The organism is Streptomyces sp. NPDC003042 (assembly GCF_053591315.1).
In genome coordinates, this window is the sequence record NZ_JBSFTP010000003.1 from 127,849 (window position 1) to 138,518 (window position 10,670).

Genomic DNA, 10,670 nt, shown 5'->3' on the forward strand with positions numbered 1-10,670 from the left:
CCCTGTCGCACTCGCCCCCCACGGACGGGCGAATTCTATGGTCACGGTGCCGAATTCAGAAGCTGGTCTCAAAGCGGACGGGTTCCGTGAGTACAGCGCGTGCTCCGTCGAAGTCGGCGAGTCGCGCGGCGACGGTGGCGATCGCGAGACGCTGTGGCAGTGCGGCGGAGAACTTCAGCCCGTGCACGGCACGGGGATCCACATCCGGCAACACCAGGGCGCTGCCTCCATCGGCCGCCTCAAAGGCCGTACGCCACATCCCGGGTGTGAGGTCTTCCCGCAGACGCACGTAGCAGTCGGTCGGTCGCTGGACCGGGTCGGAGATCGACGGCAGAGTCGCCGCGATCGTCGCGTTGGCGCGGTAGCCGGCCCACGTCCACCAGCGCACGTCCTTCTCCACCCGGGAAACCAGCGTCCCTCCCGGACGGGCCGTGTGCGGCGCGCTCTCCGCACGCCATTCCGCCAGGCATACCTCGGCGCGGCGGGTGAGCGACACCGAGGGGTCCGACCCCAACAGCACGTCGCGCATGGCGCGCGTCAAGGCGTACGACAGCCCGGCAATCGTGGCGTCGCCGCGGCGTTGAGGGAAGCCGCGGCGGCCAGCTCCACCAGGCGGCGTTCGTCCCAGTCGAGCGTGCCCGGCGGCGGGGTCAGGGCGCCGAGTTCGCCGAGGACCGTCGTGGCGGTCGGCAGGGTGTCCAGCTTGGCGAGGCGGTCGGCCGTGCGGCCCAGGCGTACGGCGTAGTCGAGCAGGCCCGGGGCCGTCGGGGTGTCGGGGCGTCGTCCTCCCGGACGTCCAGTGCGAGCAGGCCCGCGCCCAACGCCTCCTCCGTGGGTGGTCTGCACCCATGTGCCGTTCTCACTGGTCAGCGAGCCGTGCCAGTTCTTCAGCTCGATGACGCAGACCCCGCCGGGGGCGATGACGAGGAGGTCGACCTCCCGGACGTGCCCCGTGTTCGCGGTGAAGGTGAAGTTGGACCACGCCCGCCACGGATCGCAGTCCGGCAGCTTCTCGCGGATGGACTCCAGACCGCGGCGTTCGTGATCGAACTCGGACTCGGTGACCGTGGTCCACCGGCCTTCCCGCATGTGCTGCCCCCGCTTCGTGGATCTGCTGTGCCCGCAGCGATCCTAATGGCGGAGCCCGACATCAGGGGCAGCGTGAGGAAGCGGGCACGGAAGGGATCGGTTCCCTTGGAAGGGCTACCGGCCTCCCCGCACCGCATGAGTGGGTCCCATGCCGAACAGCGGTTCCAGCGCCCGGTCTCCGGCGAGGATCCGCCAGGCCGGCACCCGGACCGTGCGCTCCACCGGACCGGTCTTCGCACCCAGGCCGCCGGACGGCAGCCCCACCAGCAGATCGCTGCGCGCGTGGGTGAGGCGCAGGTGCCGTGCGGGGTCGTGGGCGTGCTGCGGGCCGGTGTCGATCAGTACCGCGGTGTTCGCGCCGTCCACCGTGAACAGCAGGTCCACGGTGTGCCCGCCGACCGGCGCCGCCCGTTCCAGATCGGTGACGCCCCGTGCGGCGAGGTGCTGCTGAATCCGGTCCGCGAGTTCCTCGCGGAACCTGGACGCCGCTGTCACCGGCGCTGCCACCGGCCTGACGTCAGGGCCTGCGGCGCCGGGTGCGACCGCACTCAACAGGGAGGACCGCTCAGCGAGCTGGGCGGGCAGTTCCGCCTGCCCTTGCCAGAAGGCATGGCTGCCTACGGTGACCAGCTGCGACTTCGCCCGGGTGATCGCCACGTTCCACAGATTGACCTGGCTCGCCACCCAGTGCGCGGTTCGTGGCGGGGTGTTCTTCGTCGCCACCGGGCTGAGCACCATGACGTCCCGCTCGCCGCCCTGGAAGGCGTGCACCGTGCCCACGCGCACCCGGTCGTTTCCCGCCCATACGCGTGCCAGCGCGTCCTTCTGGGCTCTGAACGGCGTCACCACCCCGACGGTGGCGTGCTCGGGCAGCCGGGCGAGCAGCTCGTCCACGGTGCTCCGTACGGCTCGGGCCTCGGCAGCGTTGCGCCAGGACTGCCCGTCGCCGCCTCGCGCCGACTCGCCGTCCGGTACGTCCACCCAGGCCAGGACGGGCGCCGGGTCCGCGAAGCCCACCGGATCGAGCGCCGGTACCTGCCTGCGGACGTCGGTGAGCACCTGCAACTGGCCCGCGTAGCAGTAGCCGTTGACCACGTCCGCGATCGCCGGGTGGCACCGGTAGTGCTCGTCCAGCAGCAGCGCCGTCTCACCGTGCTGCGCTGCCGCGTGGTACGAGGAGTAGACGTGGTAGGCGAGCCGGTGGTCTTCCAGAAGCGCCGCGCTCAGACCGGAGCGGACCCGGGCCTGCCGCTCCTGCTCGGGTGAGATGCCCGGAATGTGGCCGAGCTGCATCGGGTCGCCGATGATCAGCGCGCGCTTCGCGCGGAACAGCAGTGGCAGGATCGCCGGGATCGAGCACTGGCTCGCCTCGTCGATCACCACGAGGTCGAAGAGCTTCGGGGTCAGCTCGAGCTGGCGCACCGAGTGCGTGCTGATGGCCCACCCCTTGATGTGGGCCATCAGGTTCCGCTGGCTCTTCTGGAAGCCGGAACGCCGGCGCAGGGCCTGGAGCCGCTGGCTCATCAGCGAGCGCCCCCGGACCATGGCCTCGGCAGCCACGGCCCGGGACAGCTCGCCCGAAGCCTCCGACAGGCCGGCCGCGCTCTCCAGCCGCGCCCGCTTCAGCTCGTCCTCGTCGCGGGCGAGATGCTCGGGTACGAGGTCCCGGAGGGCCCGTTCCACGTCCGCGGCATCGGCCAGGGAGTCGAGCAGCTCGGGCAAGGCGGGCCGCTCGGCGGCCCAGGCCGGCCACGGGTACGCCGGATCGGCGGCTTGAGAGGCGACGAGTGCGGACAGAGCCCGCCCCCTGCGCCACCGGCCGAACGAGAACCAACCAGCCGCGGCCGCCTTCCGCGCCCGCTCCTGCCAACGGGCGAGAGGAGGAGCCCCGTCGCCCGCCCAGGCCCGTTCCAGGAGGTCCACCGGCATTCCGAGGCTGCCGGCCCGCTCGGCGCGCTCGCGGAGCAGATCCAGCAGCCGGCTTTCCTCGCCGACCAGGCCGGCTGCTTCCGCCCGCCGTGCGGCTGCCACCGCGTGACGGTTGCGCAGCTCTCCCGCCACGGTCGCCGAGCCGCGCCGCGGTGTCTCACCCGGTTCGGCAAGAAGCCGTTCCAGCTTCGTGGCCTCGCGCTCCAGGGCCGCGGCATTACCCGTTCGCATGAGCAGCCCGGGGGAGATGTCGTCGCAGCGCCCGGCGACGACGTCGACCGCCTCGTTGTTGGTGGAGGCGACTAGCACGGACTGGCCTGCGGCGACAGCGGTGGTGACGACTGCGGTCACGACCGCGCTCTTGCCGGTGCCCGGCGGTCCGGTGGCGACGGTGAGGGGGCGTGACATCGCCGACGTGATCACCAGCTCCTGGCTCTCGTTGCACGGTCCGGGCGCGACCACGGTGTCGGGCGCGTCGAGAACGGCGCCGGGATCCCCACCCGTCAGGAGCGCGTCCAGCGCCGTACCGGCGATCTGCCCCGTACGCGCCGACATCTGGAGCAGGTTGTCCACCAGAGCCTGAGTGGCGACGCGCTCCACACCCGTGGGCGCCAGGAGTACGGCGGCGTTGTGGGCTCCGGGACGCAGGGACTGCATCACGGACTGCTCACTCAGCGCGGACAGGTCGAGGGGTTCCAGTTCCGGGACACCCAGCTCCGTCAGCAACTCCCGTACGCCACGCAGCATCTGGCTATCGTTGCCCTCTTGCCAGGTCGGCTGCCAGCGGGCCAGCAGATCGGCGGCCTGGTCGTCCCCCAGCAGCTCCGTGATCACGCCCGTGTGCAGGGAGGGCACTCCGCTCGGACGGAGCATGTCCCGGCCGTTCTCGTCCGGAGCGAGTTCCATCGGCTGGATCAGCAGCGGGGCGAGCCGCACCGATGCCCGTCGCCGGCCGTCTCCTCCGCGCTCGGGAAGGGTGATGGCGGGGTACCCGTACCAGTACTCCTGCAGCGCATCGGCAGTCGCCTGCGCGTCGCCGCTCTTGGGCTTCGGGAGTTGCGCGGGGGCGGGGAAGGACGACCCCAGGCCGGACTGGATCGTTTCGGGGCCCCGTCCCAGGAGGAAGTAGGCGGAGTCGCGGCCCTTGTCCCGGTCGGGCAGCGTTCCCGCCTCGGCCTGCGCGGTCAGGCAGTGCACGTAATAGCGCAGCAGCCGCTGCCACTCGACGCCGTCGTGAGCGTCCCGCGCTGCCAGCTCTCGCGCCTTGAGCAGAGCGGGAGAGCCTTGTGCGGCCTCGGCGGCGTCGCGGGGCGGGGGCTGGAGGTGGACGGTTCGGGCCACGGAGCGCGCGAGGGGCAGGCTGTGTGTCGCGCGGATCGTCGACTTGGTCGGTCGCTGCTCCTCGGGCACACCATTGCGCACCATCTGTGAGGTCAAGTACTCGAAGAGGTCGTCCGGTGTGATCCAGGCGCCGTTCTCCTTGATCCGGCCGGTGCGCAGCCCCTCCACGATCTCCCCGGTGAACCGGGAGGTGCCGAGGGACGACCCGACCGGGGCCATGGCGGAGGCCGCCTGGAGCGCGTCGGAGGCGGTGATGAAGTAGACGCCGGTCGGCCGCAGCAGGGTGCTGGGCGAAGGCCGGTCTCCCGCATCCGTCGCACCCTTGGCCGTCCACCCCTGGACGACGGAGCCGCTGGAGCAGCAGTCCAGCAGCACCACCTTCGAAGAGGCGCGGCAAGACTGGAGCATGCGCTCCAGGAACTCCGCGGAGACGGCCGTCCCGGGCAGATCATCCGGGTCGGCGTCCCGGGTGAGGAAGTACAGCTGGTTGTCGGCCTCGCAGAACTCCCCGTGCCCACTGAAGTACAGCAGGGCCGTCTCGCTGGACTGCCGCTCCTCCAGAAACGCCTCGATGGCGTGCAGCATCTCAGCGCGGGTGGGCTCCGCGACCATGGCGCAGTCGTTGTACATGCCGATCTCGGTGCTCTCCAGCACCGCTTGCATGTAGTGCAGGTCAGCCCGGACCGGCGGCAGGTCGTGGTAGCGGTCGCTGTCGTACGTGGATACGCCGATGAGGATGGCGTACCGGTCGTTCTCGCTCATTCGGTGCCCGGACCGCCCTCGCCGCTGTCGCTGTTCCGCGTGTCCCCGTCGAGGAACCGTGCGATCTGCTCGTCATCGGCGCGCGCCTCCTTGCCGGAGATGCGCAGGGTCGCCCCGTCCGGGCGGGTGACCACAACGGTCCGCTGCGGCACGCGGGCCAGCCAGACCTGCACGCCCGCGGCGGCCAGGGAACCTGCGCTGAACACCAGCGCGACGAGGTCCGTGACCGCACCGCCCTTGTCGGTCTCGGGGCCGGTCCGCTGACCCGGGACGTCGAGAGCGGCCAGGGGGTCGGCTTCACCGATCGTGGCGAGGAGCTCGCGTGCTTCACGGCGAGCACGCAACGGGTCCTCGTCGACGATGGAGATGCGGTAGCCGGCCGGACCCGCGTGGATGGTGTTCATGCTCGCTGTCCCCCTGGTTTCCTCGTGCGGCGAGCACGAACCCATGAGGATATCCAGGGGAATCGCCGCCTATTGCACTGTCTTCCGGAACCAGCTGGTTCATTGGCGTAAACATGCCGACATCAGTTCGCGCAGGCATGCCCTCCCGCTGATCCAGCTCTATCCGGCGGTCTAAACCTCCGCGACGGGCGGGACCAAAGCGCGGAGCTTCTCGCGGGTTTCCGGGTCCGTTGAGTAGACGATCGTGCCGATCATGCCCCGGGTCAGCAGCACCTTGTAGGTGTTGCGGACGAGGCGGTCGACGTCCTCGTCCGGGGTGGCCTTGGCGAAGGACGGGTCCTTGGACGCGGTGCGGTCCACCACCCAGCGGTCAGTCCGCCAGACGAGGTCCGGGCCCATGATCACGCCCGACCAGTCGTACTCGAAGCCCTGCGCGGTGTACACGCACCCGATCTGGCCGAACCCCGCGGGATCCGTGGCCCAGAGCGGCGACGGTGGCGCTCCGAGCAGGGAGCGGTCTCCGGACAGGTTCCACGGCTTGGCCCAGTCGCCGATGACCACGTCCGCGGGCAGTTCCGTCATGTCCGGGGTGATCTTCTTCGTCCACTTCCAGCAGTAGCCCGCCGACATCCGAGCCTCGTAGTCCTGGGCCCGTTGTGCGCTCAGGAAGCCTTCCAGCTCCTGCGGGCTGTCGACCGTCAGCAGCTGTACCTTGCCGTCCGGTTCCCACTCGACCGGCCCGTCGCCATCCAGCCCCAGCAGGCTTGTCACCCACCGCAGGTACGCGTCGCTGCCACCGCACCGGAACTGGCTGTCCAACTCCACCACAGTGCACTCCAGCCCCTGCTCGGCTGCTGCTACCCGGATCTCCTCCACTGTCCCCATCTCACCCGGGCGCACCACCTGGTGCTGGTCCAGCAGGAACACGGGAACCCGGGCAGCGTCCATCAGCTCCGCCACCTGCGGGCGGCCAGTGCGCAGGGCGGCGCTGGTGTAGCGGTTGGCGGAGGTCTTTCGGAGCCGGTGTGCTTCGTCGCAAACGAGCACGTCCAGATCGTTGGGCTCGGCCTCCATGAAACTGTTGAAGTAGCGGAAGAGCTTCTGGACCTCAGGCTTGCGGGCTCCCGCGACCTTGCGCATGGTCTTGGTGAACGACTGCGAACCGGTCGCGTGGAGTGCCGGCACACCGCGCCGGTACAGATCGCCGAGCAGGGACAGGGCGATCACGCTCTTGCCGGAGCCCGGACCGCCGGCCACCACGACCACCTGCTTGTGGTTGGACCGCCGCGCCTTCCGGACCGCGGACATCACCGTCTCGTAGGCGAGTCGCTGCTCGCCCAGCAGCACGAACTGCTCGCGGTTCCGCACTTCCTCGGCAGCAACGGCCATCAGCTGCTTGGACGGCCTGACCTTGCCCTGGAGCAGAGCGTCGGCCGCATCGGCGCCGGGCTTCGGTGCCAGCATCGAACGCAGGTAGTCCAGGAAGGCGCCGCGCTGCTCACCAGTGAACATCCGGCCCCGCCGGTCCTCCGTGACGGCCCGCAGTCCTGCCACCCCGAACTCGGTGGCGTTGTGCAGGTATGCCACTCCGGCGATCGACTCCGGTACCTGCTCCAGCGCACCGTTGAACGACACGAGGTAGTCGCAGTAGCCACGCACTTGCTCGATCGGGTTCAGGACAGGCCCCGGGTACGCGTCGATGCGGCACCGCAGCGGGTCACCGTCTTCCGGGTAGGCACTGCTCCACTGCTTGAGTTCGACCACCACGTACGACGGTCCGCTGGTGACCGGATGCACGCCGGCCAATATCACGTCCGCGCGCTTGCTGGTCAGAGGCAGCCCGTACTCCAGCAGCATCTCCACTTCGCCGAGCCCGGCTTCGACCAGCGCGTTGGTGAGCGCGGGAATGCTGCGCTCCCAAGAGCGCACCTCCGACGGGTGGGGCCGGTGGCGGTGTTTGTGCAGGAAATTCTCGCTCAGGAGCTGTGCCAGCCGTCCTTCGAGGTGGGTGCGGGTGGCCAACGACGCCGCGGACTCACGGAACAGCAAGAAAATGCCCCCAGGCAGCACGAAGTAGCTCGTGCGGGTGGGGGCATGTCCTTCAGTTCCACGGAAGTGGAGCGGAAGCCCGTCGGGCCGCTGAGATGGTCATCGCCATCCTAGAACAGGACGTGGATCATGCACCCAGAGCTGGGCGGCAGTCTCATGGGTAGGGAACTGGTGACGCTCCTCTGACGCATGTTGCCCTCTCGCTTTGATAACAGAGGGGCCTGACCGGCGTTTTCGCCGAGCGCCTTCTCTCAGAGCGTTTTCTGGGACGCACGGTGGGCGTTACGGGCGGCGTCCTGATGCCGACCTGACGCGCGTGGATGGTGAGCCGGAACTGAGCGTCCTGCTGTGCCTGCCGGTGCACGGGCCCGGCGGTGCTGCCGTGAGAACGGCCCTCCATGGGCACCAGACCGCACAGTGCCGTGGTGCTCAGTGGTCGACCGGGAGGCCCGTCGGTTCCTTGATCCGCTTCATGATGATCTGGGAGTTGACCTCCGTCACGCCGGACAGGGCGGTGAGCTGCTCGATCCACAGCCGCTCGTACGCGCGCAGGTCCGCGACGGCGATCCGCAGCAGGCAGCCGGGGCTGCCGAAGAGGCGGTAGGCCTCGATGACGTCGGGGATCTCCTGGAGCGCCGACTCGAAGGCCTCGACGGCCTCGCGGTCGCGGCGGACCTCGACGGACACCAGTACCTCGAAGCCGCGGCCCACCGCCTCGGGGTCGATCACCGCGCGGTAGCCCTGGATCACCCCGTCCTGCTCCAGCTGGCGCACCCGGCGCATGCAGGGGGCCGGGGTCAGGCCGATGCGCTGGGCCAGCTCCTGGTTGCTGAGCCGGCCGTCGCTCTGAAGCTCGCGCAAGATTTCGCGGTCAATGGCGTCCATGGCGCAATTATGCATCGCCCTGGCGCGGGGGAGCGGCTCGAAGAGGCAATCTCATTGCGCGTAGATCTCACTATCATTGCGCCTCGTAGAAAATGTGTGCGGTCTGTGCGTGTCTGTACGAGATCCGTGTGAGGGAGAGGGTGGCCATGGGACGCATCGTCGTCATCAGCACCGGCGGAACGATAGCCAGCCGATGGACGGGCTCGGGCTTCGCCGCCGACGCCGACGGCCGCGAGGTGATGGCCACCGCCCCGATGCCCGAGGGCATCACCGTCGAGGTCGTGGACCTGTTCTCGGTGAACAGCCCCCGCCTCACCACCGCCCACCAGCTGACCCTGCTGCGCACGGTCCACGAGGTGCTCGCCGACCCCGGCGTGGACGGCATCGTCGTCACGCACGGCACCGACACCCTGGAGGAGTCGGCGTTCCTCGTCGACCTGCATCACCATGACGCCCGTTCCGTGGTGTTCACGGGCTCGCAGCGGCCCATGGGCACCGCCGACGGGGACGGGCCGGGGAACCTTTACGACGCGCTGCTCACGGCGGCCACCACGCGCGGGCTCGGCGTGCTGATCGCCTTCGCGGGCCGGGTGCACGCCGCCCGGGGCACCGTGAAGACGCAGGCCGTGGACCTGGACGCGTTCGCCGACCCCTCGTGGGAACCGCTCGGGAAGGTCGGTTTCGGCAAGGTCACCCTGCTGCGCCAGGCCCAGCGGCCGACCCCCCTGGCGTTGCCGGCGATGCCGGAACTGCCGCCCCGTGTCGACATGGTGATGCACCACGCCGACGGCGACCCGCTGCTGATGAACGCCGCCGTCGACGCGGGCGCCCGGGGCATCGTCCTGGTCGGGACCGGCGCGGGCAACGCCACGCCCGAGATCGTGGACGCGGTGGCCGCCGCCGTCGCGCGCGGTGTGCTGGTCGCGCTGACCACGCGGGTCGCGGCCGGGCCGATCACCGAGATCTACACGCAGGGCGGTGCGGTCGACCTGGTCGCCGCCGGAGCCGTGCCCACCGGAACCCTGCGCGCGGGCCAGGCGCGGATCGCCGTCCTCAGCGCGCTGCTGGCCAGTGCCGACCCGGCGGAGCGGTCCCGGATCCTGCGCCGGGCGCTGGCCGCGGAGGGCCCGGTCCTGGCCGCTGCCTGACCACAAGGTCATAGGGAAGAGGCTCACATACGACATTGCAATGTCGTATGTGAGCCTCTTTCGCTCTGTGTCACACCTGACGGAACGCCGACAGGATGCGGTCCGCCGCCGACGTGGCCGTCACCGTGCCCGCTCGGACCTCCGCTTCGAGCCCCGGCGCGAGTCCCCGTACGGCGGGGTCGGCGCGCAGCCGCTCCAGCAGCTCCTCACGGACCATCGCCCAGGTCCACTCCACCTGCTGCTCGGCCCGCTTCGCCGCCAGCCGGCCACCGGCCTCCAGCAGCACCCGGTGCTGCTCCAACCGGTTCCAGACCTCGTCGAGCCCCGCCGACTCCCGCGCGCTGCACGTCAGCACCGGCGGGGTCCACGCCGCGTCCGCCGGGTGCATCAGGCGCAGCGCGCCCGACAGCTCCCGCGCCGCGGCCTTCGCGTCGCGCTCGTGCGGGCCGTCCGCCTTGTTCACCGCCAGGACGTCGGCCAGCTCCAGGACGCCCTTCTTGATGCCCTGCAACTGGTCGCCCGTACGGGCCAGGGAGAGGAGGAGGAAGGAGTCGACCATCCCGGCGACCGTGGTCTCCGACTGGCCCACCCCCACCGTCTCGACCAGGACCACGTCGTAGCCCGCGGCCTCCATGACGATCATGGACTCGCGCGTCGCCTTCGCGACCCCGCCCAGCGTCCCCGCCGAGGGCGAGGGGCGGACGAACGCCGCCGGGTCGACGGCCAGGCGCTCCATCCGCGTCTTGTCACCCAGGATGGAGCCGCCCGTCCGCTTCGACGACGGGTCGACCGCGAGGACGGCGACCTTGTGGCCCAGGCCCGTCAGCATCGTGCCGAACGCGTCGATGAAGGTGGACTTGCCCACCCCCGGCACCCCGCTGATGCCGATCCGCCGGGCGTTGCCCGCGTGCGGCAGCAGCTGCGTCAACAGCCGCTGCGCCAGGGCCCGATGGTCCGCGCGGGTGGACTCGACGAGGGTGATGGCGCGGGCGATGTGCGCGCGCTTCCCGTCGAGTACGCCCTTCACGTACACGTCGATGTCGATCCTCGGAGGCATCCGCGC

At 70.3% G+C, this 10,670-nt stretch carries 6 protein-coding genes and 2 pseudogenes; 1 reads left to right on the top strand and 7 read right to left on the bottom strand.

All coding sequences use genetic code 11. The features are described 5' to 3' along the window. Positions 1 to 55: 55 nt before the first annotated feature. From ACWDYJ_RS02960 to ACWDYJ_RS02985, 6 genes and pseudogenes are all read right to left on the bottom strand, one after another. Positions 56 to 562 (bottom strand): annotated as a pseudogene (locus ACWDYJ_RS02960) (DEAD/DEAH box helicase); the annotation flags it as partial. A 263-nt stretch (positions 563 to 825) separates the two neighbouring features. Beyond that, a pseudogene (locus tag ACWDYJ_RS02965) lies at positions 826 to 1,089 on the bottom strand (NERD domain-containing protein); the annotation flags it as partial. 114 nt (positions 1,090 to 1,203) lie between these two features. Beyond that, a complete protein-coding gene (locus ACWDYJ_RS02970) occupies positions 1,204 to 5,121 on the bottom strand; it encodes a caspase, EACC1-associated type (protein WP_451563676.1) in 3,918 nt (1,305 codons plus the stop codon). Beyond that, a complete protein-coding gene (locus ACWDYJ_RS02975; protein ID WP_451563677.1) occupies positions 5,118 to 5,525 on the bottom strand; it encodes an effector-associated constant component EACC1 in 408 nt (135 codons plus the stop codon). The genes ACWDYJ_RS02970 and ACWDYJ_RS02975 overlap by 4 nt, the downstream gene beginning before the upstream one ends. 171 nt (positions 5,526 to 5,696) lie before the next feature. Further along, complete coding sequence (locus tag ACWDYJ_RS02980) at positions 5,697 to 7,574, bottom strand: DNA/RNA helicase domain-containing protein (RefSeq protein ID WP_451563678.1); 1,878 nt, start codon at positions 7,572 to 7,574, stop codon at positions 5,697 to 5,699. Between the two features lie 429 nt (positions 7,575 to 8,003). After that, positions 8,004 to 8,459, bottom strand: a complete 456-nt coding sequence (locus tag ACWDYJ_RS02985) for an Lrp/AsnC family transcriptional regulator (RefSeq protein ID WP_451563679.1) — start codon at positions 8,457 to 8,459, stop codon at positions 8,004 to 8,006. Positions 8,460 to 8,605: 146 nt separating this feature from the next. Between ACWDYJ_RS02985 and ACWDYJ_RS02990 the strand changes: the two genes are divergently transcribed. Beyond that, positions 8,606 to 9,607 (top strand): asparaginase, encoded by a 1,002-nt coding sequence (locus tag ACWDYJ_RS02990; protein WP_451563680.1) that lies wholly within the window; start codon positions 8,606 to 8,608, stop codon positions 9,605 to 9,607. A gap of 70 nt (positions 9,608 to 9,677) precedes the next feature. Here ACWDYJ_RS02990 and meaB read toward each other — a convergent pair whose 3' ends face one another. After that, positions 9,678 to 10,664: a methylmalonyl Co-A mutase-associated GTPase MeaB gene (gene meaB, locus ACWDYJ_RS02995; protein WP_451563681.1), complete on the bottom strand. Its 987-nt coding sequence runs from the start codon at positions 10,662 to 10,664 to the stop codon at positions 9,678 to 9,680. Positions 10,665 to 10,670 lie beyond the last annotated feature (6 nt).

What these genes read in the sequence shown, in the direction of transcription:
- ACWDYJ_RS02970 (WP_451563676.1), bottom strand. Translation starts at nt 5,121, where the DNA reads ATGAGCGAGAACGACCGGTACGCCATCCTCATCGGCGTATCCACGTAC.
- ACWDYJ_RS02975 (WP_451563677.1), bottom strand. Translation starts at nt 5,525, where the DNA reads ATGAACACCATCCACGCGGGTCCGGCCGGCTACCGCATCTCCATCGTC.
- ACWDYJ_RS02985 (WP_451563679.1), bottom strand. Translation starts at nt 8,459, where the DNA reads ATGGACGCCATTGACCGCGAAATCTTGCGCGAGCTTCAGAGCGACGGC.
- ACWDYJ_RS02990 (WP_451563680.1), top strand. Translation starts at nt 8,606, where the DNA reads ATGGGACGCATCGTCGTCATCAGCACCGGCGGAACGATAGCCAGCCGA.
- meaB (WP_451563681.1), bottom strand. Translation starts at nt 10,664, where the DNA reads ATGCCTCCGAGGATCGACATCGACGTGTACGTGAAGGGCGTACTCGAC.